At 72.9% G+C, this 24,414-nt stretch carries 22 protein-coding genes; 6 read left to right on the top strand and 16 right to left on the bottom strand.

What is annotated here, in order from left to right; genetic code table 11:
- Nucleotides 1-48 precede the first annotated feature (48 nt).
- Nucleotides 49-1,401, bottom strand: a complete 1,353-nt coding sequence (locus ABZ818_RS02465; RefSeq protein ID WP_361409505.1) for a class II 3-deoxy-7-phosphoheptulonate synthase — start codon at nt 1,399-1,401, stop codon at nt 49-51.
- Nucleotides 1,402-1,497: 96 nt separating this feature from the next.
- Nucleotides 1,498-2,646 (bottom strand): glycoside hydrolase domain-containing protein, encoded by a 1,149-nt coding sequence (locus ABZ818_RS02460; protein WP_361409502.1) that lies wholly within the window; start codon nt 2,644-2,646, stop codon nt 1,498-1,500.
- A gap of 275 nt (nt 2,647-2,921) precedes the next feature.
- Between ABZ818_RS02460 and ABZ818_RS02455 the strand changes: the two genes are divergently transcribed.
- The gene (locus ABZ818_RS02455; RefSeq protein WP_358864531.1) at nt 2,922-2,984 is read left to right on the top strand and encodes a trp operon leader peptide; all 63 of its coding nucleotides are present in this window, start codon (nt 2,922-2,924) and stop codon (nt 2,982-2,984) included.
- 121 nt (nt 2,985-3,105) lie between these two features.
- Nucleotides 3,106-5,028, top strand: a complete 1,923-nt coding sequence (locus tag ABZ818_RS02450) for an anthranilate synthase family protein (protein WP_361409499.1) — start codon at nt 3,106-3,108, stop codon at nt 5,026-5,028.
- A 79-nt stretch (nt 5,029-5,107) separates the two neighbouring features.
- On the opposite strand, the gene ABZ818_RS02445 is transcribed toward ABZ818_RS02450, so the two are convergent.
- The 4 genes from ABZ818_RS02445 to ABZ818_RS02430 form a co-directional block, all read right to left on the bottom strand.
- Nucleotides 5,108-6,136, bottom strand: coding sequence for a 6-phosphofructokinase (locus ABZ818_RS02445; RefSeq protein WP_361409496.1), 1,029 nt, complete (start codon nt 6,134-6,136; stop codon nt 5,108-5,110).
- A 154-nt stretch (nt 6,137-6,290) separates the two neighbouring features.
- Complete coding sequence (locus ABZ818_RS02440; RefSeq protein ID WP_361409493.1) at nt 6,291-6,968, bottom strand: response regulator transcription factor; 678 nt, start codon at nt 6,966-6,968, stop codon at nt 6,291-6,293.
- The gene (locus tag ABZ818_RS02435; protein ID WP_361409490.1) at nt 6,965-8,254 is read right to left on the bottom strand and encodes a DUF5931 domain-containing protein; all 1,290 of its coding nucleotides are present in this window, start codon (nt 8,252-8,254) and stop codon (nt 6,965-6,967) included. The genes ABZ818_RS02440 and ABZ818_RS02435 overlap by 4 nt, the downstream gene beginning before the upstream one ends.
- A 22-nt stretch (nt 8,255-8,276) precedes the next feature.
- Entirely contained in the window at nt 8,277-9,071 is a 795-nt protein-coding gene (locus ABZ818_RS02430; RefSeq protein WP_361409616.1) for a lysophospholipid acyltransferase family protein, read from the bottom strand.
- A gap of 146 nt (nt 9,072-9,217) precedes the next feature.
- On the opposite strand from ABZ818_RS02430, the gene ABZ818_RS02425 reads away from it, so the two are divergent.
- The gene (locus ABZ818_RS02425) at nt 9,218-9,997 is read left to right on the top strand and encodes an alpha/beta fold hydrolase (protein ID WP_361409487.1); all 780 of its coding nucleotides are present in this window, start codon (nt 9,218-9,220) and stop codon (nt 9,995-9,997) included.
- Entirely contained in the window at nt 9,990-10,742 is a 753-nt protein-coding gene (locus ABZ818_RS02420) for a hypothetical protein (protein ID WP_361409484.1), read from the top strand. Before ABZ818_RS02425 ends, ABZ818_RS02420 begins: the two co-directional genes overlap by 8 nt.
- 60 nt (nt 10,743-10,802) lie before the next feature.
- On the opposite strand, the gene ABZ818_RS02415 is transcribed toward ABZ818_RS02420, so the two are convergent.
- The 6 genes from ABZ818_RS02415 to ABZ818_RS02390 form a co-directional block, all read right to left on the bottom strand.
- Nucleotides 10,803-11,561, bottom strand: a complete 759-nt coding sequence (locus ABZ818_RS02415) for an endonuclease/exonuclease/phosphatase family protein (protein WP_361409481.1) — start codon at nt 11,559-11,561, stop codon at nt 10,803-10,805.
- Between the two features lie 99 nt (nt 11,562-11,660).
- On the bottom strand, nt 11,661-12,614 hold the full coding sequence (locus tag ABZ818_RS02410; RefSeq protein WP_361409478.1) for an ROK family glucokinase: 954 nt from the start codon (nt 12,612-12,614) through the stop codon (nt 11,661-11,663).
- Nucleotides 12,615-12,754: 140 nt separating this feature from the next.
- A complete protein-coding gene (locus tag ABZ818_RS02405; RefSeq protein ID WP_361409475.1) occupies nt 12,755-13,336 on the bottom strand; it encodes a DUF5304 domain-containing protein in 582 nt (193 codons plus the stop codon).
- A gap of 57 nt (nt 13,337-13,393) precedes the next feature.
- Nucleotides 13,394-14,563 carry an ArsA-related P-loop ATPase gene (locus ABZ818_RS02400; RefSeq protein WP_361409473.1) on the bottom strand — a complete coding sequence of 390 codons (1,170 nt, stop codon included), beginning with the start codon at nt 14,561-14,563 and terminating at the stop codon, nt 13,394-13,396.
- A 162-nt stretch (nt 14,564-14,725) separates the two neighbouring features.
- Nucleotides 14,726-15,169, bottom strand: coding sequence for an SRPBCC family protein (locus ABZ818_RS02395; RefSeq protein ID WP_361409470.1), 444 nt, complete (start codon nt 15,167-15,169; stop codon nt 14,726-14,728).
- 145 nt (nt 15,170-15,314) lie between these two features.
- On the bottom strand, nt 15,315-16,112 hold the full coding sequence (locus ABZ818_RS02390) for a metallophosphoesterase (RefSeq protein WP_361409467.1): 798 nt from the start codon (nt 16,110-16,112) through the stop codon (nt 15,315-15,317).
- A gap of 241 nt (nt 16,113-16,353) precedes the next feature.
- Here ABZ818_RS02390 and ABZ818_RS02385 point away from each other — a divergent pair, with 241 nt between their 5' ends.
- Nucleotides 16,354-18,150, top strand: a complete 1,797-nt coding sequence (locus tag ABZ818_RS02385) for an AMP-dependent synthetase/ligase (protein ID WP_361409464.1) — start codon at nt 16,354-16,356, stop codon at nt 18,148-18,150.
- 12 nt (nt 18,151-18,162) lie between these two features.
- Here ABZ818_RS02385 and ABZ818_RS02380 read toward each other — a convergent pair whose 3' ends face one another.
- Nucleotides 18,163-19,305, bottom strand: a complete 1,143-nt coding sequence (locus ABZ818_RS02380) for a glycosyltransferase family 4 protein (protein ID WP_361409462.1) — start codon at nt 19,303-19,305, stop codon at nt 18,163-18,165.
- Nucleotides 19,306-19,450: 145 nt separating this feature from the next.
- On the opposite strand from ABZ818_RS02380, the gene ABZ818_RS02375 reads away from it, so the two are divergent.
- The gene (locus ABZ818_RS02375) at nt 19,451-20,701 is read left to right on the top strand and encodes a glycosyltransferase 87 family protein (RefSeq protein ID WP_361409459.1); all 1,251 of its coding nucleotides are present in this window, start codon (nt 19,451-19,453) and stop codon (nt 20,699-20,701) included.
- On the opposite strand, the gene ABZ818_RS02370 is transcribed toward ABZ818_RS02375, so the two are convergent.
- From ABZ818_RS02370 to ABZ818_RS02360, 3 genes are all read right to left on the bottom strand, one after another.
- On the bottom strand, nt 20,689-21,879 hold the full coding sequence (locus ABZ818_RS02370) for a hypothetical protein (RefSeq protein WP_361409456.1): 1,191 nt from the start codon (nt 21,877-21,879) through the stop codon (nt 20,689-20,691). The two genes, ABZ818_RS02375 and ABZ818_RS02370, sit on opposite strands and share 13 nt — an antisense overlap.
- Nucleotides 21,880-21,911: 32 nt before the next feature.
- Entirely contained in the window at nt 21,912-22,934 is a 1,023-nt protein-coding gene (locus ABZ818_RS02365; RefSeq protein WP_361409453.1) for an NlpC/P60 family protein, read from the bottom strand.
- Nucleotides 22,935-23,178: 244 nt separating this feature from the next.
- Entirely contained in the window at nt 23,179-24,213 is a 1,035-nt protein-coding gene (locus ABZ818_RS02360; RefSeq protein WP_361409450.1) for an NlpC/P60 family protein, read from the bottom strand.
- Nucleotides 24,214-24,414: the final 201 nt, after the last annotated feature.

Here is a 24,414-nt window from a genome sequence, read left to right as displayed (position 1 = left end):
TGATCCGCGCCCCACTTCACGTTCCCGCTCCCGCGAGGGGCGCGCGCCTCACTGGTCCCGGTACATCTCCGCGACCAGGAACGCCAGGTCCAGGGACTGGCTGCGGTTCAGACGCGGGTCGCAGGCCGTCTCGTAGCGTTGGTGCAGGTCGTCGACGAAGATCTCGTCGCCGCCGCCGACGCACTCGGTGACGTCGTCACCGGTCAGCTCCACATGGATGCCGCCGGGGTGCGTGCCGAGCCCCTTGTGCACCTCGAAGAAGCCCTTGACCTCGTCGAGCACGTCGTCGAAGCGGCGGGTCTTGTGACCGGAGGCCGCCTCGAAGGTGTTGCCGTGCATCGGGTCGGTCACCCAGGCCACCACCGCGCCCGAGGCCGTGACCTTCTCCACCAGCTCCGGGAGCCGGTCGCGGATCTTGTCGGCGCCCATGCGGACGATGAACGTCAGCCGGCCCGGCTCCCGCTCGGGGTCGAGGCGGTCGATGTACCGCAGCGCCTCCTCGGGCGTGGTCGTCGGGCCCAGCTTGACGCCGATCGGGTTGCGGATGCGCGAGGCGAACTCGATGTGCGCGTGGTCCAGCTGCCGGGTGCGCTCGCCGACCCACACCATGTGCCCGGAGACGTCGTACAGCTGCCCGGTGCGCGAGTCGACGCGGGTCAGCGCCGACTCGTAGTCGAGCAGCAGCGCCTCGTGCGAGGCGAAGAACTCGACGGTCTTGAACTCCTCCGGGTCCGTGCCGCAGGCCCGCATGAAGTTCAGCGCGTTGTCGATCTCGCGCGCGAGCTGCTCGTAGCGCTGGCCGGACGGCGAGGACTTCACGAAGTCCTGGTTCCAGGCGTGCACCTGGCGCAGGTCGGCGTAGCCGCCGGTGGTGAAGGCGCGCACCAGGTTCAGCGTGGAGGCGGACGCGTGGTACATCCGCTTCAGCCGCTCGGGGTCCGGGACGCGGGCGGCCTCGGTGAACTCGAAGCCGTTGACGGAGTCGCCGCGGTAGGTCGGCAGGGTCACGCCGTCGCGGGTCTCGGTCGGCTTGGAGCGCGGCTTGGAGTACTGGCCGGCGATCCGGCCGACCTTGACCACCGGCACCGAGGCGGCGTACGTCAGCACGGCGCCCATCTGGAGCAGGGTCTTGAGCTTGCTGCGGATGTGGTCGGCGGACACCGCGTCGAACGCCTCGGCACAGTCGCCGCCCTGGAGGAGGAACGCCTCTCCCTTGGCGACGGCCGCCATCCGGGCGCGCAGCTGGTCGCACTCGCCCGCGAAGACGAGCGGCGGATACGACTCGAGGTCCGCGATCACTGCGCGCAGAGCCTCGGGGTCGGGGTACTCGGGCTGCTGCACCGCGGGCAGGTCTCGCCAGGTGTTGCCAGCGCTCGCGCTGGTCTTAGCGTTCACGGTCACGCCATCAAGATTACGGGGTCGTCCGGCGGGCCCCTTCCTCCGTTCATCCAATGAGACGGAGGGCGCCCGCTCGCGGGACGCCCCGCCTGGCGCCGTTCAGGCGCCGGTGCCGACGTCCAGCTGGTCGCGGTCGATGTTGATGGTGACCGCGCCGTACGTCTCGGTCCTGTTGCCCGCGTACTGGTGGATGCGCTGGTGACCGGCCCACAGGTCGGCCGGGATGGCGGTGTGGAGGGTGGTGTTCTCGTTGTTCCAGTGCGCGAAGTGGATCACGTCGGGCTGGGTGGCCTTCCCGGCGTTGCCGACCAGGTCGGCGACCAGGGACGAGACGCTGCCGTACGCGCCGGACCGGTAGCCCAGTTCGTGCAGCCGCTCGGTCCAGGCCTCGAGGTAGCCGAGTACGCGCGTGGTGAGGGCGCCGCCCGTCGCGTACTGCTCCAGGTCGTTGTAGAGCACCGACCCCTTGGGAAAGCCGAGCGCCACCGCCTGGGCGACCGCGTCCTCCGCGGCCTCCTTGCCCTGCGGCACCGGATCGGTGATCGACGCGCAGGAGTTCCGGCAGCTGCCGGCGCCGGAGGTGGGCTGCCGGCCGACGTAGAGCGGGAAGAAGCGCCACCCGTTCGCGTACTGCGTCCGCACCCACTCGGAGGTCAGCCTCGCCTGGGCGCAGGCGCGGTTGACCCCGCCGATGTAGACGCCGACGGCCCCGTAGGGCGAGCCCGTCCTCCAGGCGTTCATGGCCCTCTGGCTCGGGGCGGTGCAGGTGTCGAAGCCCCTGCCCTGGTACGCGGTCGCGTCGGCGGGCACGGCGCCCGCGGCCGGTGTCCGGGCGGGTTCCCGGGCGCGGGCGGTGGCGACGGGCAGTCCTGCGCTGCGCAGCACCCGCTGGATCTCCGCGCGGTCCTCGCCGTACGGGGCCGTGATGGAGATTCCCTCGTTGGTGGCGGTCGCCCGGTAGACGCGGGACGTGCGGTCCTCGGTCACCGAGGCCTTCGTCGCCACCGCGGGCTGCACCCAGAGGACCTCGGTGCGCCCGACGGCGCGGGCCGGGCAGTCCTGCTGCTCGCCGGGGGTGCCGAGGTAGACGGCGTGCCGGTCGAAGCGGACGCAGGCGGTCGGCTCCTGTTCGAGGTCGACGACGGGCCAGCCGGCCGGGACGGTGAACGTGTGACCGCGGTAGCTGACGGTCTTCGTGGCGTCGTCGGCCACCGGCCGGGCGGCGGCCGGCACGGCGGCGGCGAGCACCGCGCAGGCGCTCAGCGCGGTCAGCGCACGCCTCGGGCGGAGGCGGGGCCGTGCCGGGTGAAGCGATCGCAGTGCGGGAATGGCGTACTCCTCGGTCGGGCCCGAGCGCGCGGCGGACGCCGGGGCACGAGCGGCACACGGTCGACGCGGACCCTCCTTCCACCCCGCGCGGTCGCCGGAAACCGGCCTGTGCTGCGTACGGGCGACACGCCCGCCGAGGGCCGCCGCGGGCCGGACGGGGCCGCGCGGCGACCCGATGCGGTAGGGTGCCGGGCATGTTCGCGCACTCGACCCAGAACCAGAACTGGTGGTGGACCGCTTCTCCGGCGGCCCGCTGACTGCGCGTATCCCACAACTTCGCGAAGGCCGCCCGAGGGGCGGCCTTCGGCGTTTCCGGCGCCTTGACCGTTCCTCGCCCACATCGACCGGCACCGACCGGCATCGACGGAAGAGGAACCCATGGATCTGGCACGGCTGCTGCACGACCCCCGCCCCTTCGCCCTGCTGCGCCGCCGTACCCCGGGGCACGACCAGGACCTGGTCGAGGTGCTGCTCGGCCCGGTGACCGCCCGCGACCGCCTGGCCGACCTGCCCGACGAGGGCCTGGCGCTCGTTCCGTTCCGGCAGATCCGCGAGCGCGGCTTCGACGTCCGCGACGACGGCACCCCGCTGCTGGTGCTGACTCCTGAGGAGACGGGCAAGCTCCCGCTCGCCGAGGCCCTGGCGCAGCTCCCCGCGCACCAGGTGCGCGTCGAGGGCGGCGGCTTCGACGTCGGCGACGAGGAGTACGCGGAGATCGTCGGGCGGGTGCTGCGCGAGGAGATCGGCGCGGGCGAGGGCGCGAACTTCGTGATCCGGCGGACGTACGAGGGGGAGGTCCCGGGCTTCGGGCGGGCTGACGCGCTGGCGCTGTTCCGGCGGCTGCTGGAGGGCGAGCGGGGGGCGTACTGGACGTTCGTCGTGCACACCGGGGACCGGACGCTGGTGGGCGCCAGTCCCGAGGTGCATGTGCGCATGTCCGGCGGGACGGTCGTGATGAACCCGATCAGCGGGACGTACCGCTACCCGGCCGAGGGGCCGACGCCCGAGCACCTGCTGGGCTTCCTCGCCGACGGCAAGGAGATCGAGGAGCTGTCGATGGTCGTCGACGAGGAGCTCAAGATGATGTGCACCGTCGGCGACATGGGCGGGGTGGTCGTCGGCCCGCGCCTGAAGGAGATGGCGCACCTCGCACACACCGAGTACGAGCTGCGCGGCCGGTCCTCCCTGGACGTGCGCGAGGTGCTCAAGGAGACCATGTTCGCCGCGACCGTCACCGGGTCGCCGGTGCAGAACGCCTGCCGGGTCATCGAACGCCACGAGACCGGCGGGCGCGGCTACTACGCCGGCGCCCTCGCCCTGCTCGGCCGCGACTCCGGTGGCGCCCAGACCCTGGACTCCCCCATCCTCATCCGCACCGCCGACATCGACGCCGGCGGCCGGCTGCGCGTGCCGGTCGGCGCCACCCTCGTCCGCGGCTCGGACCCGGCGGGCGAGGTCGCCGAGACGCACGCGAAGGCGGCGGGCGTACTGGCGGCGCTGGGCGTACGGCCCGCACGGCCGCGCGCCGAGCGGTCGCAGCCCCGGCTCGCCGACGACCCTCGGGTGCGGGCGGCGCTGGACGGGCGGCGCGCCCTGCTCGCGCCGTTCTGGCTGCGGATGCAGAACGGGGGCTCCGCCGCACGGGCGCAGTCGGAGGCCGGGGGAAGCGCGCCGGGGCTCACCGGGCACACCCTGGTCGTGGACGGCGAGGACACTTTCACCGCGATGCTCGCGCACGTGCTGCGGTCGTCGGGACTGACCGTCACCGTGCGCCGCTACGACGATCCCGGACTGCGCGCGGCCGTGCTCGCGCACCAGGGGCCGGTCGTCCTCGGCCCCGGACCCGGCGACCCGTGCGATCGGGACGACCCGAAGATGCGGCTGCTGCGCGCGCTGACCGCGGAGGTGCTCACCGGGCACCGGCACGGCGTTCTCGGGGTCTGCCTCGGACACGAGCTGATCGCGGCCGAACTCGGCCTGGAGATCGTCCGCAAGGAGGTGCCCCACCAGGGCGCCCAGACCGGGATCGACCTGTTCGGCCGGGCCGAGACCGTGGGCTTCTACAACAGCTACGTGGCGCACTGCGACGACGAGGCGCACGCCGAGCTGTCCGCGCACGGAATCGAGGTCAGCCGGAGCGCGTCCGGTGAGGTGCACGCGTTGCGGTCCGCCAGGTTCGCGTCGGTGCAGTTCCACCCCGAGTCCGTGCTGACGCTGAACGGCCAGGCGATCGTCGGCGCGCTGCTGGCCGAGCAGTTGCACGGCGCCGGCACGCCCTCCGGGCCGCGGCCCGTCCGGTAACCGGGTGCGCGCGCGCCGAGGGCGCCGCCGGTCAGGTCGACGGCGCCCTCGGCGCGGTCTGCGGGAGGCCGGTGGCGGGTCAGCCGAAGAAGACCCCGACCTCCTCGTACAACGTCGGGTCGACCGTCTTCAGCTTGGCGGTGGCCTCCGCGATCGGGACGCGGACGATGTCGGTGCCGCGCAGGGCGACCATCTTGCCGAAGTCGCCGTCGCGGACGCAGTCGACGGCGTGCAGCCCGAACCGGGTGGCCAGCCAGCGGTCGAAGGCGCTGGGCGTGCCGCCGCGCTGGATGTGCCCGAGGACGGTGGTCCGGGCCTCCTTCCCGGTGCGTGCCTCGATCTCCTTGGCCAGCCACTCGCCGACCCCGGACAGCCGCACATGCCCGAAGGAGTCGAGCGAGGCGTCCTTCAGGACCATGTCGCCGTCCTTGGGCATGGCGCCCTCGGCGACGACGACGATCGGGGCGTACGACGCCTTGAAGCGGGAGGTGATCCAGGCGCACACCTGGTCGACGTCGAAGCGCTGCTCGGGGATGAGGATGACGTTCGCGCCGCCCGCGAGGCCGGAGTGCAGGGCGATCCAGCCTGCGTGACGTCCCATCACCTCGCAGACCAGGACCCGCATATGGGACTCGGCGGTGGTGTGCAGCCGGTCGATCGCCTCGGTGGCGATGCCGACCGCGGTGTCGAAGCCGAAGGTGTAGTCGGTGGCCGACAGGTCGTTGTCGATGGTCTTGGGCACGCCCACGCAGGGCACGCCGTACTCGTCGCTCAGCCGCGCGGCCACGCCGAGGGTGTCCTCGCCACCGATCGCGACGAGCGCCTCGACCTCCTGCTTGGCGAGATTGTCCTTGATCCGCCGGATGCCGTCCTCCTGTTTCAGGGGGTTGGTCCGCGAGGAGCCGAGGATGGTCCCGCCGCGGGGCAGGATGCCGCGCACCGCGGGGATGTCGAGACGGATGGAGTCGTTCTCGAGGGGGCCCCGCCAGCCGTCCCGGAAGCCGACGAAGTCATAGCCGTACTCCTGCACGCCCTTGCGGACGATGCCCCGGATGACGGCGTTGAGCCCGGGGCAGTCGCCGCCTCCGGTCAGTACTCCGACCCGCATGGAAAAGTCCCTTCGCCGCGGTTGCCTGGTGAAGGTCACGCTAATGGTGACGCACGTCACTTCGGCATGGGGCGGAGAGTCAATTCCTCTGAATTGTCGGGTAGTTGATCAAGGCGAATCCACTCGAAAGGGTGGCTGCCGCGGGTACGCGGGTTTACTCGCCGTCGAGCCCGCGCTCGATGGCGTACCGCACCAGCTCCACCCGGTTGTGCAACTGGAGCTTGCCCAGGGTGTTCTGGACGTGGTTCTGGACCGTGCGGTGGGAGATCACCAGGCGCTCGGCGATCTGCTTGTAGCTCAGGCCCTTGGCGACCAGGCGCAGTACCTCGGTCTCGCGGTCGGTGAGCCGGGGCGCCTTCGGCTCGTCGGCGTCCGCGGCGGGCGCGGGCTCGGCGGCCAGCCGCCGGTACTCGCCGAGCACCAGGCCCGCGAGCCCCGGTGTGAACACCGGGTCGCCCACTGCCGTGCGGCGCACCGCGTCCAGCAGCTCCTGGGTCGAGGCCGACTTCAGCAGGTAGCCCGTCGCGCCCGACTTCACGGCCTCCAGCACATCGGCGTGCTCACCGCTCGCGGACAGCACCAGCACGCGCAACGCCGGGTTGGCGCCGACGAGTTCCTTGCAGACCTGGACCCCGGGCTTCGCGGGCAGGTTCAGGTCGAGCACGAGCACGTCGGGCGCGGCGGCCCTGGCGCGGCGCACCGCCTGCTCGCCGTCGCCCGCGGTGGCGACCACCTCGAAGCCGGATTCGGCCAGGTCGCGGGCCACGGCGTCGCGCCACATCGGGTGGTCGTCGACCACCATCACCTTGATCGGGCCCTGCTCCGTGCTCATCGGCTCTCTGCCTTCCCCCGTGTCCACGGCGCGCCCTTGGCGCTCTTCGTGTGCCCGCTGTCGTTCGTGGTGTTCGTGTTCCTGGGTACGTTCAGTTCGACCTCGGTGCCCTGGCCGGGTACCGAGATCAGCTCGGCGGTGCCACCGATGTCGCGCAGCCGGCCCCGGATCGACAGGGCCACTCCGAGCCGGCCCTCCCCCTCGGCCTGGGCGAGCCGCCCCTCGGGGATGCCGGGACCGTCGTCCCGCACGGTCACGATCACCGACTCCGGCTCGTCCTCGACCAGGATCCAGGCCCGCGCGCCCTCGCCCGCGTGCCGGCGGACGTTGTCCAGCGCGGCCCCGACGGCGGCGGCCACCTCGCGGGCGGCGGCGGCCCGCAGCGGCACCGGGGCGCCCGGTTCGGCGAGGCTGACCCGGGCACCGGCGTACGGGGCGAGCAGCGCGCGCAGATCGACGGGCGCGTCGGCGTCGTCGTCCGTGTCCTCGTCGACGGTCCGGACGTCCACGGCCCCGGCCGTATCTCCGGACGTGTCCCTCGACGCCCCGGGGACCGGGGCCAGCCCGCTGGAGACCAGGGTGCGCAGCGCCACCTCCTGCTCACCCGCCAGCCGGCCCAGTTCGGCGGCCTCGCCCCCGATGACCGCGCCGCGTCGCTGCACCATGGCCAGCACCTGGAGCACGCCGTCGTGGATGTCCCGGGCCAGGCGCTCCCGTTCGCGGGTGGCCGCCTCGATCTCCAGGGCGCGGGCGAGGGTGCGCTCGGAGGCGCGGGCGACCTCAACGACGTAGCCGATGGCGATGGAGGCGACCCAGACCAGGATCACGTTGTGCACGGTGTCGCGGGCCGGGGAGCCGCGCTCGACCAGGTTGGCGACGGCGACCGCGGTGGAGGCGGCGGCGGCCCAGCGCCAGCCGCCCTTGACGGCGAAGGCGAGGACGGCGCCGGCGGTCCAGATCGACGGCAGGGTCGGACCGCCGTCCGCGATCCGCGCCGGGGCGTCGGCGACGGGGGTGAGGAGGATGCCGGTCAGCGCCAGGGCGAGGTCGGCGGCCAGGAAGCGCTTGGTGCAGCTCGCGGCGTTCGCGACCTTGGGCAGCGTGGCCAGGGTCCACACGGACAGCACGCAGTAGTAGGCGATGGCGACCCAGGGGCGCGGGAACCGGCCGTAGCCGGTGGCGAACAGGCCGACCGCGTAGAGCATGGTCAGCACCCGGTATCCGGCGAGCGCGCGCCACAGCGGCTGCTCGACCGACATCCTCATCACGCGTTGCCGCTTCGGCATGTCCCCCCCTTGGCGGTTCGCCCTACTTCGCCTGCTTCTCCTTCTCGGCCTCTTCCGTCCCGGCCGGCCCGGGCGACGCCTTCGCCGCCTCCTGAGCCCTGTCGGCCGCCTTCCCCGCCGCCTTCGCCGCTTCCTTCTCGGCCTTGGCCGCCTCCGCGAACTGCCGCTTGGCCGCAGTCGCGTAGATGTCGACGTACTCCTGGCCGGAGAGCTTCATGATCTCGTACATGACCTCGTCCGTCACCGCCCGCAGCACGAAACGGTCGTGCGCGAGGCCCTGGTAGCGGCTGAAGTCCAGCGGCTTGCCGATGCGTATGCCCGGGCGCATCAGCTTGGGGACGACCTTCCCGGGAGGCTGGATCTTCTCCGTGTCGATCATGGCGACCGGGATGACGGGCGCTCCGGTGGCCAGGGCGACGCGGGCCAGGCCGCCCGGCTTGCCGCGGTAGAGGCGACCGTCGGGCGAACGGGTGCCCTCCGGGTAGATGCCGAACAGCTCGCCGCGCTCCAGCACCTCTATGCCGCTCTTCACCGCCGCCTCGCCCGCGCCGCGCGACCCGGAGCGGTCCACGGGGAGCTGGCCCACGCCCTTGAAGAACGCGGCCGTCAGCCGGCCCTTCACACCGGGCGTGGTGAAGTACTCGGCCTTCGCGATGAAGGTGACCTTGCGGTGCAGCACCGAAGGCAGGAAGAAGGAGTCCGAGAAGGACAGGTGGTTACTCGCCAGTATGGCGGGGCCCTCGGCCGGGATGTTCTCCATGCCTTCCACCCAGGGCCGGAAGGCGAGCTTCAACGGCCCGCCGATGGCGACCTTCATCGTGCCGTAGAACAACCGAGTGCCTTCCTGTGTGTGTCGATCAGACGATACCGCCGGGTACGGCCTGTGGGACCGACGGCCCTGGTCGGTGTCAGTGCGGTCGCGTACGGTGAAGTACCTGCAATCGACGACCACAGGAGAGCAACGTGCCGGTGCTCCCCGGAGCCGAGCCGTTCCGCCACGAGGGCGGGGAGGTCGGCGTCCTCCTCTGCCACGGCTTCACCGGTTCCCCCCAGTCCCTGCGCCCCTGGGGGCGGTACCTCGCCGAGCGCGGTCTGACCGTCTCGCTCCCGCTGCTGCCCGGGCACGGCACACGCTGGGAGGACATGCAGCTCACCGGCTGGCCGGACTGGTACGCGGAGGTGGACCGCGAGCTGCGTGTCCTGCGCGAGTCCTGCGCGCGGGTGTTCGTGGCCGGACTGTCCATGGGCGGCGCGCTGGCGCTGCGGCTGGCCGCCCGGCACGGGGACGCGGTCGCGGGCGTCGTGGTCGTCAACCCGGCCAACAAGGTGCACGGACTGTCCGCGTACGCCCTGCCGGTGGCCCGCCATGTCGTACGGACCACGAAGGGCATCGCGAGCGACATCGCGCTGGAGGGCGCCGCCGAGCTGGGGTACGACCGGGTGCCGCTGCACGCCGCGCACTCGCTCAGGAACTTCTTCCGGATGCTCGACGGCGAGCTGCCGCAGGTCACCCAGCCGCTGCTGCTTCTGCGCAGCCCGCAGGACCATGTGGTGCCGCCGGTCGACTCGGCCCGGATCCTCGGCCGGGTCTCCTCCACGGACGTCACGGAGGTCCTGCTGGAACACAGCTACCACGTCGCGACGTTGGACCATGACGCGAACCGGATCTTCGAGGAGAGCTACGCCTTCGTCGGCCGGCTCGCACCCAGTGTCGGCAAGGAAGGGACGACGGCAGGTGGCTGAGCACGACTCCGACCGCGAGGACCTCGACGGCCGCGAGCCGGTGGAACCGGCCGAACCGGTCACGCCTGCCGGACCCGTCGGGCCGGCCGAACCTGCCGGGAAGGCCGAGCAGCGCGCCGAGCCCGGTGTGCCCGCCGGGAAGGAAGACGCCGCCTTCGACGAGGCGGCCGCGTGGGCGGCGATCGTCGCCGCGTACGGCGAGGAGCCGCCGGACCCGCCGGGCTCCAGGCCGTTCCGGTCGATCGAGGATCTGGCGCTGCCGCCGGACCCCGGGACACCCGACGAGAAGCTGTGGAAGGAGAGGAAGGACAGCAAGGGCAAGGACGCCGAGGGCGACAAGAGCGACGAGGACGGCAAGGACGAGGCGAGCAAGGAGGGCCCGGCCGGCCGGCTGGGCGGATCGGTCTCCTTCGCTCCCGGTGTCGGCAACCCCGGTGCCGGGCCGCGCGACTACTCGCTCGCCGAACCGTCCGACGACGACTTCGACAAGGACGACGAGGGCCACTTCGTCCCGCCGGAGCCGCCCCCGCTGCCCTCCGCCGACCCGACCGCGAAGTTCGCCTGGCTCGCGGTGGTCGGCGGGCCCGTCCTGCTCCTGCTGGCCGTCCTGTTCGGCTGGGACATGACGTGGTGGCTCACCCTGCTCGGCATAGGCGGCTTCCTGGGCGGCTTCGCGACGCTGGTGATGCGTATGAAGCCGGGCGACGACGACGAAGACGACCCGGGCCGCGGGGCGGTGGTCTGAGACCCGGGGCCGGCGACCGACCGGCCGCCGGCCCCGCGAACCGGCCCCCGGCCCTAGGCCCTAGGCAAGCGCCGGGACCCTGAGGGCGGCCAGCACCGGTAGATGGTCCGTGGCCGCCCTCAGGTCCGCCTCCGTCACGCCGGGCAGGCCGAGGGGCACCCCGCAGCCGAGGACCTCGACGCCGCGGGTGGCGAAGACCGCGTCGATGCGCCGGTGCGGATCGGCGGACGTCCAGGTGTCCTCCGCCCCCCAGGGGGCGGTGGCCCAGCCGTCCTGGAGCGAGTCGGCCAGTCGCCGGAACGCCGGCCCGTCCGGCCGCTCGTTGAGGTCGCCGCCCGCCACCGCGTGCTCCACGCCCATCGCGGCCAGCCGGTCCAGGAGCACGCCGGCCTGCTCGTACCGCTCGTCCGCGTCGAGCGAGAGGTGGCAGCTGACGACACCGAGCCGGGCGCTCCCGAACCGGACGACCGCCGTCGCGAGGCCCCGCCGGTGCAGCCCGGGGATGAGCGGCAGCAGTACGTCCTCGGTGCGCTCCGCGACGGCCCGGAGCGAGCAGAGGATCGCCGGGCCCGCGGCCGTCGCGCCGCCGGTGAGGACCACCAGGTCGGAGGCCGCGGCGAGCCGGGCCAGCTTCTTGCGCCAGCGGAAGAAGCGCGGCGCCTCCTGGACGAGGACGAGATCGGGCGCGCAGGCGCGGATCACCCGGGCCAGCGCCTCGGTGTCGTCCCGCATCGACCGGATGTTGTGGCTCAGGACGCGGATGACGGCGGAACCATCGGACTCCGTGCGGGAGTTGGGCAGCAGCATGACGATCAACATACGCCGCGGCCGGCTCGGCCACGGTACGGCTCCGGTACGGCGGCGCCCACCGGTCCCGGCCGGACGGGGACGGTGGGCGCGCGCGGGGTGCGACCGGCACTACATGATCGGGTCGGGCTCCCGGGCGAGGTCCGCGGCGCCCACCAGGCCGGCCTTGTTGCCGAGTTGGGCGGCGAGGACGTCGGCGACCGGACGCCAGTTGCCGCCGACCAGCCAGCGCTTGTAGGACTTGCGGATCGGCTCCAGGACCAGCTCGCCCTCGTCGGACAGACCGCCGCCGACGATGAACGCGGACGGGTCGAACAGCGAGGCCAGGTCGGCCAGGCCGGCGCCCACCCAGCGGGCCAGCTCGCGGTAGGAGTCGACGGCCACCGGGCAGCCCTGGCGGGCGGCCACGGAGATGTGCTTGCCCTCGATGCCGTCGGGGGTGCCGTCACCGAGGGCGAGCAGCACCTCCGCGCTCTCGGGGGCGGCGTTGGCGCGCTGCTTGGCGTACCGCACCAGGGCGCGCCCGGAGGCGTACTGCTCCCAGCAGCCCTGCGAGCCGCAGCCGCACAGCAGGCCGTCCGGGACCATCCGGATGTGGCCGAACTCGGCGGCCACGCCGAAGTGGCCGCGGCGCAGCTTGTTGCCGATGACGATGCCGCCGCCCAGGCCGGTGCCGAGCGTGATGCAGATGACGTTGCGGTGGCCCTTGCCGGCGCCGAACTTGTACTCGCCCCAGGCCGCGGCGTTGGCGTCGTTCTCCACGACGACCGGCAGGCCGACGCGCGCCTCGACCTCCTCCTTCAGCGGCTCGTTGCGCCAGTCGATGTTGGGCGCGAAGTAGACCGTGGAGCGCTGCCGGTTGACGTATCCGGCGGCGCCGATGCCCACACCGACGATCTCGTGCCCCGCGCGTGCGCCCTCCACCGCCGAGGCGATGGCGTCCACGATGGCCTCGGGCGTACCGGGGGTCGGCACCTTGAAGGTCGAGAGGATGTTGCCCTCCTCGTCGACCACGCCGGCCGCGATCTTCGTGCCGCCGATGTCGACGCCGATGGTGAGTCCCATGAATCCCTCAGTTCCGGTCGAGCCCCGCTACGGCAACCGTACCCGAGGCCCTGCCGTCGGATTCGCGTCGTCCGGACGGTGGTCCAAGTCGTCCGGCCGGTCGGTCGGTCCTGTCAGTCCTGTCAGTCCTGTCAGTCCGGTCAGTCCAGGTCGATGCGCTCGCCGCCGCCGGTGCCCTCACCGGGGTCGCGGCGGTCGTCGGAGCCGGTGTCCGGCTCGCCGAGTTCGTCCCGCGGGGACTCGCCCGTGCCGGACGACGTCCAGCGACGCTCCTGGGACTCGACGGCCGAGCGGTACGCGGCGAGGAGTTCGCCGCCGGCCGCCGCCAGGTGTTCGAAGACCTCGGGGTTGCGCTCCACGACCGGCTCGACGGCCGCCTTGGCCTGCTGGACCATCTGCCGCACCACCTGCTCGGCCGCAGGTCCGGCGAGGGCGCCCAGCAGCGGCGCCTGGAGCGACGACAGCCTGTCGGCGACGGTGTCGACGAACTTGCGCAGTTCCTCGGCGGCCGAGCCCGGCGGCGGTCCGTACCGCCCGCGGCGGCGGGCCTGCTCCGCGGCGAGGTCCTCCGCGCAGGCCGTGGACCACGCGTCGGCGTCCGTGGCGCGCCGCTCCCCCGCACTCCCGGCTGCGCTCGAACGGGGGGTGTCCCCGCGGCCGCCGGGCTCCTCCTGAGCGGCGTCGTCCCGAGCGGCGTCGGACGGTGGGCGCTCTTCGCTCATGGCGGACTCCTGACTACGGTTCGTCCCTACGACGTTACCCGAACGGCGGTACGCGCTTCATCTCTCGCGGGGCCACAGCGCGGGGTCCGGCGCGAACCGGACCCGCAGCTCGCCGTCGCGCAGGGCGGCCCCGTCGACGGTGCACCGGCGCAGCGCCGAGGGCAGCGGTACGACCCGGCGGAACGGCCCGGCGGTGAGCGCGAGTTCGTCGCCGAGCCGGATGAGGTCCAGTTCCTCGCGTATGGCGCCGGGCAGCGGGATGTGCCACACGAGGACCCCGTCCTCGGCGAGCCGGTCGGTCACGGGCCACTCGACCGGCTCGCTCGCCGGGCTCGCGCCGGGCACGGCGAGGGCGGCGAGATCGTCCAGGCCGCGCGGGTCCCGGCCCAGGTGGGCGGCCGAGTGGACGGCGTACGTCTCCCGCCACTCGTCGAGGGTCTTGCGCTGCTGTGCGACCGGCCCGGCGAGCCAGGAGTCCGCGGCGGTCTCCGGCAGGACCCGGCCGGCGACCAGGCACTCCACGGCCAGCCCGCGCACGGCCAGGCCCAGGGCGGCGCTCCGGACCGCGTCGGCGCCGGCCGGGCCGGGCTCTGCGACCAGGCGTACGCGGGTGCCGCGGTCGGCGAGGACCGCGGCCACGGCGGCCAGTTCGACGTCCCAGCGTGCCGCCGTCTCGTACAGCCACTCGGCCGGCATGGGGACACCGGCGAGACGGCCGAGCACCGGCCGCAGGGCGCGGGCCGCCTGCCGCTCGGGCGGGAGCAGCCGGCGCAGATAGCGGCGCAGCTCCTCGGGCAGCGCGAGCAGGGCGAGTGCCTGCGGCACCGGAGGCAGGTCGACGACCAGCAGCTCGAACCGCTCCGACAGGGCCGCGTCGCGCAGCGCGCGCAGCAGGGCGAGTTCCTCGGCGCCCGGCAGCGGGGTGACCTCCTCGGTGTCCAGGCGGGAGGCCCCGAGGAGGTCCAGTACGTTGCCCGCGCGGTCCTGGAAGGCGGTGAGGTCGGCCCGGAAGCCGGCCGCCGCGTCGGGGCGCCAGGCGGTCAGCCGCGGCGCGACGGGCGCCGGCTCCGCACCCGTCGGCACCCCGAGCGCCGCGCCGAGGGAGTCCGTACGGTCGGCGCTGAGCACGAGGGTGTCGACGCCGTCACGGGCGGCGGTCAGGGCGGTGGCGGCGGAAACGGTCGTACGGCCGCTGCCGCCCGGACCCGTGATCAGGAGGGTGCGCATGACGTTGAACGGTAGCTGGCTTTGACGGCTCGGTCGCCCACGGGCGCCCTCCGCCGGTGTCGGCGGCGCGCCCTGCGGCTCCCTCGCGGCAGGCGCCCTGCGACGCGTGTCGCGGGTGCGTCCCCGCTGTCGGCGCGGGAGCGCCCGCGGGCCGTTCGGGCCCTACTTCTCGCCCGACTCCACGCGCTTCTTCAGGCCCGCGAGCGCGCGGTCGATGATGACCTTCTCGGCCTTGCGCTTGATCATGCCGAGCATCGGGATCTTGACGTCGACGGTGAGGCGGTAGGTCACCTCGGTGGCGTACACGCCCGCGGGCCTGAGGACGTAGGAGCCGTCCAGGGAGCGCAGCATCTGGGACTTCACCAGGGTCCAGGAGACCTCGTGGTCACCGGTCCAGGTGTACGCGAGGGTCTGGTCGTCCTTGATGGCGCCCGCGTCCATGACGAGGCGGACCTGATGGGCACGGCCCTGGTCGTCGGTCTTGAGGACCTCGGCCTCCTTCACCTCGCCGGTCCAGTCGGGGTAGCGGGCGAAGTCGGCGATCACCTCCATGACCTCGGCCGGTGGCGCCTCGATCGTGATGCTCGAGCTGGTGTGTTCCGCCATCGCCGTGGCTCCTCCAGATGCGGGCCGGTAGTGCGGCCGGGTGAGGCCGGTGGTGCGCTCCTCGTGCGCATGTGTGTGCAGCGTGAAGGCTACCGCGCGCCCGACCGCCGGACTCCACCCCCACCTGCGCGATCGGCCGGAACGCTCACCATTCGAGCACCCAGGGCCGGCCGCTCCCGGCGAAGTGCCCCACGTTCACGCATTCGGTCGCGCCGATCCGCATCCGCCGTACCAGCGGCTGGTGGACATGGCCGAAGAGGGCGTACCGGGGCCGGGTGCGGCGGATGGCCTCCAGCAGGGCGCGGCTGCCCCGTTCGAAGCGGCGCGCGACGGTGTCGTAGACGAGTTCCGGCACCTCGGGCGGGATGTGCGTGCACAGTACGTCGACCTCGCCGACCGCCTCGATCTTCGCCGCGTACTCCTCGTCGCCGATCTCGAAGGGGGTGCGCATGGGGGTGCGCAGGCCGCCGCCGACGAAGCCGAAGACACGGCCGCCGATCTCCACCCGCTGCCCGTCGAGCACGGTGGTGCCCTCGCGTGCGTACTCCTGCCACAGGGCCGGCATGTCGACGTTGCCGTAGGTGGCGTACGTCGGGCTGGGGAACGCGGCGAAGAGTTCCGCGTACTGCTTGCGCACCGCCTGCTCCATCAGCGTGACCCGGTCGCCGTCGATGCCCGCCCACAGCCGGGCGCCGAACTCGCGTGCCTCGGCGAAGCGGCGGGCGGTGCGCAGCGCGACGATGCGGTCGGCGTTCTCCACGCCGAACAGGTCGGGGAAGATCCCGCGCGAGTGGTCGGCGTAGTCGAGGAAGAGGATCAGGTCGCCGAGGCACACCAGGGCGTCGGCGCCCTCTCCGGCCCGGGCCAGGTCGCGCGCGTTGCCGTGCACGTCGCTGACCACATGGATGCGCGTTCTGCCGTGACGGGCCGGTGTGGGTGCCATGACGATCAAGCGTAGGCGGGCGTGGCATACGTGAACAGTGGCGGCCGGAAACGGCGTTACTGGCCGGTCATTCGGCGGGTCGACTACTGTGCGCAGGGGAACATCGATCCGTGTGACGCAGCGAACATCTCGCCGGGTCCCCCTGTCGAAGAAGCATACCGACGGGTAACGTCCGGCCCGTCCAGTCGTTTCTGGATTTCAACAACGTCGTGGCGCCGGCGCCCTATGAGGAGCAGCAGTCTTGCGCGAGTTCAGCCTTCCGGCTCTGTACGAGGTCCCTGCGGACGGGAATCTGACCGATATCGTCCGCAGAAACGCCGCGCAGCATCCCGACGTCGCCGTCATCGCGCGCAAGGTGGACGGCGCCTGGCGGGACGTCACGGCACGGGCCTTCCTCGCCGAGGTGCACGCCGCCGCCAAGGGCCTGATCGCCTCCGGCATCCAGCCCGGCGACCGGGTGGGCCTGATGTCCCGTACGCGCTACGAGTGGACACTGCTGGACTTCGCGATCTGGAGCGCGGGCGCGGTCACCGTGCCGGTGTACGAGACCAGTTCGCCGGAGCAGGTGCGGTGGATCCTCGGCGACTCGGGCGCGACCGCCTGCGTCGTGGAGCTGGACCAGCACGCCGCCGCCGTCGACGCGGTGCGCGACACGCTGCCCGCGCTGAAGAGCGTCTGGCAGATCGAGGACGGCGGGATCGAGGAGCTCGGCCGGGCCGGGCGGGACATCAGCGACGCCATGGTGGAGGAGCGCGGCTCGCTGGCGAAGGCCGACGACCCGGCGACCATCGTGTACACCAGCGGCACCACCGGCCGGCCCAAGGGCTGCGTACTCACCCACCGCGCCTTCTTCGCCGAGTGCGGCAACGTCGTGGAGCGGTTGCGCCCGCTGTTCCGCACCGGCGAGTGCTCGGTGCTGCTCTTCCTGCCATTGGCGCACGTCTTCGGCCGGCTGGTCCAGGTCGCCCCGATGATGGCGCCGATCAAGCTGGGCTGCGTCCCGGACATCAAGAACCTCACCGACGAGCTGGCCGCGTTCCGCCCCACGCTGATCCTCGGTGTCCCGAGGGTCTTCGAGAAGGTCTACAACGGGGCGCGCGCCAAGGCGCAGGGGGACGGCAAGGGCCGGATCTTCGACAAGGCGGCCGACACGGCGATCGCCTACAGCAAGGAGCTGGACAGCCCCTCGGGCCCCTCGCTCGGGCTGCGGATCAAGCACAAGGTGTTCGACAAGCTGGTCTACAGCAAGCTGCGCGCGGTGCTCGGCGGGCGCGGGGAGTACGCCATCTCCGGCGGCGCCCCGCTCGGCGAGCGCCTCGGGCACTTCTACCGCGGTATCGGCTTCACGGTGCTGGAGGGCTACGGCCTGACCGAGTCCTGCGCGGCGACCGCCTTCAACCCCTGGGACCGGCAGAAGATCGGCACGGTCGGCCAGCCGCTGCCCGGCTCGGTGATCCGCATCGCGGACGACGGGGAGGTGCTGCTGCACGGCGAGCACCTGTTCAAGGAGTACTGGAACAACCCCGGCGCGACCCGGGAGGCGCTGGCCGACGGCTGGTTCCACACCGGTGACATCGGCACCCTCGACGAGGACGGCTACCTCAGGATCACCGGCCGCAAGAAGGAGATCATCGTCACCGCGGGCGGCAAGAACGTCGCCCCGGCCGTGATCGAGGACCGGATCCGCGCGCACGCGCTGGTCGCGGAGTGCATGGTGGTCGGCGACGGGCGGCCGTTCGTGGGCGCGCTGGTCACCCTCGACGAGGAGTTCCTGCGCCGCTGGTGCGCCGAGCACGGCAAGCCGGCGGACTCCACGGCGGCGGCGCTGCGCGACGACCCGGACCTGAACGCGGCGATCCAGGCGGCGGTCGACGACGGCAACGCCGCGGTGTCGAAGGCGGAGTCGGTGCGGAAGTTCCGCATCCTGCCCTCCCAGCTCACGGAGGACTCGGGTCACCTCACCCCGTCGCTGAAGCTCAAGCGGAACGTGGTGGCGCAGGACTTCGCGGACGAGATCGAGGCGCTCTACGCCAAGTAGCGCGCCGCTCCCCTACAGCAGTTCCTGGAGCCGCTGGGCCAGCAGGTCCCACCGCCACCTCTCCTCGACCCAGGAGCGTCCGCGCTCCCCCATGCGGCGGCGCAGTTCGGCGTCTCCCAGGAGCGTGACGACGCGGTCGGCGGCCTCCTCGGGGGAGCCGCCGCGCACGACCCAACCGGTCTCGCCGTCGAGCACCGCGTCGGGGGCGCCGCCGGAGTCCCCGGCGACGACGGGCAGCCCGGTCGCGGACGCCTCCAGGTAGACGATGCCGAGCCCCTCGACGTCGAGTCCGCCGCGCCGGGTGCGGCAGGGCATGGCGAAGACGTCGCCGGCGCCGTAGTGCGCGGGCAGCTCGGCCCAGGGCACCGCGCCCGTGAAGCGCACGGAGCCGGACACCCCGGTCCGCGCCGCCAGGGCGCGCAGTTCCGTCTCGTACGGGCCGCCGCCGACGATCAGCAGCACAGTGTCCGGTTCGGCGGCCAGGATCCGGGGCATGGCCCGGATCAGCGTGTCCTGTCCCTTGCGCCTGACCAGCCGTGAGACGCACACGACCACCGGCCGGTCGGTGAGCCCGAGCCGGGCTCGCACCTCGTCACCGCCCGAGCCGGGGTGGAACACCTTCTCGTCCACGCCCGGGGGCAGTTGCACCATCCGGCCGGCCGCCTCGGGCGTCAGCGCGGCGGCGATCCGGGAGCAGGTGTACTCGCCGAGGTAGGTGATGGTGTCCGTCGACTCCCCGACGCGGCGCAGGAGTCCGCGCGCTGCTGGCAGTTGCGCCCACCCCGCCTCGTGCCCGTGGGTGGTGGCCACCAGCCGCTCGGCGCCCGCCCTCCGCAGGGCCGGCGCCATCAGCCCGAGCGGCGCCGCCGCCCCGAACCACACCGCGGTGCAGCCGTGTTCGCGCAGCAGCCCGACCGCGCGCCGGGTCGCGCCCGGCGTCGGCAGCAGCATCGTCGTGCGGTCGCGTACGACGGTGAAGGGCTGCGCCGCGTCGAACGCGGCCGTCGCCTCGGCACCCTCCCGGCCCCGCTTCCAGGTGGAGGCGTAGACGACCACTCGCTCCGGGTCCAGCCGCAACGCCATATTGTGCAGAAACGCCTGGATACCACCCGGCCGGGGCGGAAAGTCGTTGGTCACGATGAGGGTCTTACGCACACCGGCCGACCCTACCGAACGCGACCGGGACGCCCGGCCACGGCCATGCCACCCGCCCCGCACCGACCATCCGGGAGATCATGTGCCCCGCAGCAGGAACCGCGCGTACCGGACGGACCGGTCGGGCTCACGGGAGAGGACCGAGGTGGACGGGACAGGTACCCGGCGGAGGCTCGCCGGGGTGCTGGTCGTCTGGGGCGCCAGTCGGGCCGTGCTGGTGCTCTTCGTGTTCAAGGTGTTCGTGCTCGCGGGGGCGGAAGACGTCACCGCGGACGTGTCGGTGATCTACCGGGGCTGGTACGAGGTGCTGCGGCAGGGTGGCTTCCCCGTCGACGACGTCACCTGGCAGTACCCACCCGGCGCCGCGCTGGCGATCCTCTCCCCCGCCGCCCTGCCCTTCCTCGGCTACACCGCGGCCTTCCACGTGCTGGCCCTGCTGGCCGACCTGGCGGTGCTGTGCCTGCTGCTGTACGCCGGGCGGCGGCCCGGCCGGCCGCTGCGCGGTGCCTGGGTCTGGACGGCGGGCACGCCCCTGCTCGGCCCGATCCTGTACGCGCGCTACGACGTGATGGTGACCGCGGTGGCCGTGGCCGCGCTGCTCGCGGGCCTCCGCCACCCGCGTGCGATGGGCGCGCTGGCCGGCTTCGGGGCGCTGCTGAAGGTGTGGCCGGTCCTGCTGCTGCCGGGCCTGCGGGGCGCGGCCGGGCGCCGCGCCTGGACGGCGGCGGCGGTGACCGCGGCGGCGCTCGCCTCGCTGTTCGCGCTCACCATGCCCGACGCCCTGTCCTTCGTGACCGCGCAGCGCGACCGGGGCCTGGAGGTGGAGTCGCCGGCCGCGCTCGTCCTCCACGTGGCGCGGTACTTCGGCTGGAACGGACAGGTGCTGCTCACCTATGGCTCGCTGGAGTTCGTCGGCCCGTACACCGACGTGGTGAGCACCGCGTCCCTGGCCCTGACCGCGGCCGCCTTCGGCTGGCTGCTGCTGTGGCGGCTGCGGGCCCGCCGCTTCCGCCCGCACACAGCCGCCCAGGCCGCGTTCACGGCCGTACTGCTGTTCACGGTCACCAGCCGGGTCCTCAGCCCCCAGTACCTGGTGTGGCTGATCGGGCTGGCCGCCGTCTGCCTGTGCTTCCCGGACGACGGCATGCGGCTGCCGGCCGGCCTCGTCCTGGCGGCGGCCCCGGTGACGGCCCTGGAGTTCCCGGTGTACTTCACGCACGTCGTCGCGAGCGACAGCCTCGGCGTCACCCTCCTGCTGCTGCGCAACGGCCTGCTGGTGGCCGCGGGCGTGACCGCCTGCCGGGCCCTGTGGCGCTCGACGGTCACCGCCGCGCCCCTTACGCGGCCGCCGGACCGGGCCGCCCGGCCCACCGCCCGGCTCGATCAGCCCAGTTGACGCACGAGGTACGCGCGCCACTGCTCGGTGAACCCGTCCAGGGTGGTGCCGAGGACCTTCCGCAGGGCGTTCTCGACCGCGCCCTCGCGGGTGCCGTGCGCGCCGACGGAGCGGTAGAAGTCGTCGAGGCGCCGCTCGCCCCACTGGTCGGCGATCATGCGGCAGGCCATCCAGCCGCTCTCGTAGGCCCGGGCGAGCCGGGACGGATCGCCGGCGAACCCGAAGTCCTCGTCGGACGGCAGGGCGGCGGGAACACCCCCGTCGGTCACGGCGCGCCGCAGTTCGGGCGCGACCTGGTCCGGGGGGCGGCCGGTACCGCGGTAGCCGACCCAGTCGGCGTAGCCCTCGGAGAGCCACAGCGGGGTGGCGGCGTTGGTGTGGGCGCGGGTGGCGACATGGGTCGTCTCGTGGGTGAGGACGACCTGCCTGCCGAGCGATCCGAGCATGCCGTAGGCGGCGGGGTTGACGATGATCCGGTCCGCGGGCGCCCGGCCCGCGCCCCCGGTCTCGCCGGTGGTGACGGCGGCGATCCCGCGGTAGTTGGAGGCGGGCGAGCCGAGCAGTCCGGCCATGCCCTCCAGGGACTTGGGGACCAGCAGGACGACCTGCCGGCTCCAGTCCGTGCCCCACGCGTCCGACACCGCGGGTATCGCGCGGTCGGCCAGGCCCGCGTAGCCGCGCAGGACCGTGTCGCCGTGTCCGACGCCGAGCACGAGGCTGCGCCGCCCGCGCACCACCGAGACCGTGCCCTGGTCCCACAGCTGCTCGGCGGACTTCTTCTCCGGCCGGTCGGAGTCGACGTACCACTTCCCGTCGGCGCCGGTGGACAGGGTCAGCATGCGCCCGGCGGTGACGGGCGCCTTGTCGTACCCGGTGACCCGGTAGCGCAGTTCGGCCTGCGCGACCGCGGTGTCGCCGCTGCGGCGCAGGCTCTTCAGCCGGTAGGACCAGTCCGTCAGCGGGACGGCCCGCAGCCGTGGGTACGGGTCCCGGGCCCCGGTGGCGGCGTACGCCGCCGCGTCGTGGTGCAGGACCGCCGCGGCCCGCCGGTCGAGCACCCGCTGCACCTCCGCCTTCGCGGTGTCGGCCGCGGACGGCCCGCCGCAGGCCGTCAGGGACGCGAGCAGCAGGCACACCACCGTCACCGAGGATTTCGACACCCGCCCACGACCAGCCATTTCCCGATCGTACGGCGGCACCGGGACGGCCGTCAGACCCTGGTGACCGACGAGATCGGCATCATGTTCACCGGGTCGTAGCGCACCGGAGCGCCTGGATGCGGCGCGTGGATCACCCGGCCGTCGCCCGCGTACATCGCGACATGGCCGGCGTCGGAGCGGTAGACGATCAGGTCGCCGGGCCTGGCCTGGGACAGCGGGATCCGCCGGCCCGCGTTGCGCTGCTCCTGCGAGGTGCGCGGCAGATGCACTCCGGCCTGCGCGTACGACCACTGCAGCAGGCCCGAACAGTCGAATCCCCTGGGCCCGTTGGCGCCCCAGATGTAAGGACGGCCGAGGGCGGAGCGGGCGGCGGCGAGGGCGGCGGCCGCGCGGGCGGAGGCGGCCGGTCCGGCGTCGAGGCCGGGGAAGATGTCCTCGCGGCCGGAGCGGGAGGCCCGCTCGTAGGCCTCGCGCTCCGACGGGGACAGGGAGCCGAGGAGTCGGCGGGCCCTGGCGAGCTTCTGCTCGACCGTCCGCTTGTGGGTCGCGACCGCCTTGCGGTTCTTGTCCAGTTCGGCGAGGGCGCGGTTGGCCTCGGCGCGGTCCTGGGAGAGTTCGCGCAGCGCCCGCCGCAGGTCCTTCAGTTCGCCGGCCTGGTGGGCGGTGATCCGGTCGAGCGTGGCGGCCTTGTCGAGGTAGTCGGCCGGGTCGCGGGAGAACAGCAGGGCGATCGACGGGTCGAAGCCGGAGCGGTACTGGGCTCCGGCCAGCGAACCCAGCGACTCCCTGAGGTCGTTGACGCGCTGCTGCCGTCGGGCGATGCGGTCCTGGAAGTCGCGTACCCGGGTGCGCAGGAGGTCGGCGCGCTCGCCGGCCTTGTCGAAGGCCTCGGTCGCCTTCTCGGCCTCTTGGTAGAGGCGGTCGACCTCGGACCGGGCGTCGCCGTGCGGAGCGGCGACGGCCGAGGTGGCCGGAACGGCGCCGAGGGCGGCGGCCGCGGCGGACAGAACGCAGAACGCGGCACCTGCGCCCCGGTCGAACCCGGACGGTGCCGGGCGGCGATGAGACCCCACGGGAAGCCGTACTCCCTCCACTGGCGGACACTGACCGCTTCCCGGGACCGGGGCGCCGAGCGCCCGGCCGGTGGGAAACGCGCCAGACAGTAGCCGCGCGGACACACGGCGGCCAAAGCCGCGGAGGGGGCACCGCACACGGGCGCCCCGCCTCTGACGCAGGTCATCGGCGGGGCGCGGGGTCACCGTGGGGTGCCGGGATTCGCTCGTTCGGGCGAGCACGAGGCGTGCTCCCGGGGTGGCGTCAGATGCGGACGCCGAACTGGAAGGGCATGTTGTTGATCGACTCGTAGCGCACGACGGTGCCGGTGCGCGGGGCGTGCAGCACCTGGCCGTTGCCCGCGTAGAGGCCGACGTGGTGCAGGTCGCCGTAGAAGATGACCAGGTCGCCGACCTGGAGCTGGCTCTGCGAGTAGATCCGGGTGCCCGCGTTGGCCTGCGCCTGGGAGGTGCGCGGGATCCCGACACCGGCCTGGGCGTAGGCCCAGGAGGTCAGACCCGAGCAGTCGTAGGAGGACGGGCCGGTGGCGCCGTAGACGTACGGCGAGCCGATCTTGGTCTGGGCGGCGGAGAACGCGGCGCCGGCCCGGCCGGAGGCGGGGGTGGAATTGCCCAGCTGCACGCGGTCGGCGGAGGCCCGGCTGGCCCTGGCCTGCTCGGCGGCGAGCGCGGCCTTCTCCGCGGCGGTGAGGCTGTTCAGGAGCCGCTGCGCCTCGGCGAGCTTGCCCTGGACTTCCTTCTTCTTGTTGCCCAGCTCGGTGCGGGTGGCGGCGAGGTCCTTGAGCTTCGAGGAGGCCTCGGACCGCTCCTGGGTGAGCTCGCGCTGCTTGTCCTGGATCTTCTTCAGCGCCTCGACCTGCTGGCCGCTCAACTGGTCGAGCGTGGAGGCCTTGTCGAGGTAGTCGTCCGGGTCGGCGGACAGGAAGAGCTGGAGCGAGGGGTCTATCCCGCCGGTGCGGTACTGGCCGGCGGCCATCGAACCGAGGCCGTCGCGGAGCTTGTTGAGCTCCTGCTGGCCGCGGGCGACGTTGTCCTGGATGGTGGAGATCTCCTTCTGGAGCTTCTCCTGCTTCTCCTTGGCCCCGTTGTACTTCTCGGTGGCCTGCTCCGCCTGCTCGTAGAGCTCGTCGACCTTGGACTTGACCTCGTCCTTGCTCGGCTTCGCGCTCGGGGCGGCATTGGCGGCCTGGGCACTGACGGCTACGGCCGCTGCCGCCACGGTGGTGAGCACAGTCACGCGCGCACGGCTGGGTTGCTTGGGTCGACGGTGGGACGCCACGGAAGCGAGCTCCTTCTTCTGAGTGATCACCCGCTCGGAGGTTCGAGGCTCGACCCTAGTGACCTCATCGTGATGAATTCAAATCCTCGGGCCGAAAATCCCACCACTCGCTTCATTCTTTGCCCATAACTCACCAGCAGTGAGGACCACTTGACCCTGCGTTGCGTGACGCTTCCGGTCAATTCGGGAATGGCTCCCGTA

This window comes from Streptomyces sp. NPDC047453 (assembly GCF_040643155.1).
In the GTDB taxonomy this organism is placed as follows: Bacteria; Actinomycetota; Actinomycetes; order Streptomycetales; family Streptomycetaceae; genus Streptomyces.
Note: the sequence above shows the minus strand (reverse complement) of the source record. Positions and strands in the feature narration are given on the sequence as shown.

Excerpts from the sequence above, each read along its gene's own strand:
- ABZ818_RS02405 (WP_361409475.1), bottom strand. The coding sequence starts at position 13,336 with ATGAGCGAAGAGCGCCCACCGTCCGACGCCGCTCGGGACGACGCCGCT.
- ABZ818_RS02410 (WP_361409478.1), bottom strand. The coding sequence starts at position 12,614 with ATGGGACTCACCATCGGCGTCGACATCGGCGGCACGAAGATCGCGGCC.
- ABZ818_RS02390 (WP_361409467.1), bottom strand. The coding sequence starts at position 16,112 with ATGGCACCCACACCGGCCCGTCACGGCAGAACGCGCATCCATGTGGTC.
- ABZ818_RS02400 (WP_361409473.1), bottom strand. The coding sequence starts at position 14,563 with ATGCGCACCCTCCTGATCACGGGTCCGGGCGGCAGCGGCCGTACGACC.
- ABZ818_RS02415 (WP_361409481.1), bottom strand. The coding sequence starts at position 11,561 with ATGTTGATCGTCATGCTGCTGCCCAACTCCCGCACGGAGTCCGATGGT.
- ABZ818_RS02450 (WP_361409499.1), top strand. The coding sequence starts at position 3,106 with ATGGATCTGGCACGGCTGCTGCACGACCCCCGCCCCTTCGCCCTGCTG.
- ABZ818_RS02395 (WP_361409470.1), bottom strand. The coding sequence starts at position 15,169 with ATGGCGGAACACACCAGCTCGAGCATCACGATCGAGGCGCCACCGGCC.
- ABZ818_RS02430 (WP_361409616.1), bottom strand. The coding sequence starts at position 9,071 with ATGAAGGTCGCCATCGGCGGGCCGTTGAAGCTCGCCTTCCGGCCCTGG.
- ABZ818_RS02435 (WP_361409490.1), bottom strand. The coding sequence starts at position 8,254 with ATGCCGAAGCGGCAACGCGTGATGAGGATGTCGGTCGAGCAGCCGCTG.
- ABZ818_RS02440 (WP_361409493.1), bottom strand. The coding sequence starts at position 6,968 with ATGAGCACGGAGCAGGGCCCGATCAAGGTGATGGTGGTCGACGACCAC.
- ABZ818_RS02370 (WP_361409456.1), bottom strand. The coding sequence starts at position 21,879 with ATGGCTGGTCGTGGGCGGGTGTCGAAATCCTCGGTGACGGTGGTGTGC.
- ABZ818_RS02445 (WP_361409496.1), bottom strand. The coding sequence starts at position 6,136 with ATGCGGGTCGGAGTACTGACCGGAGGCGGCGACTGCCCCGGGCTCAAC.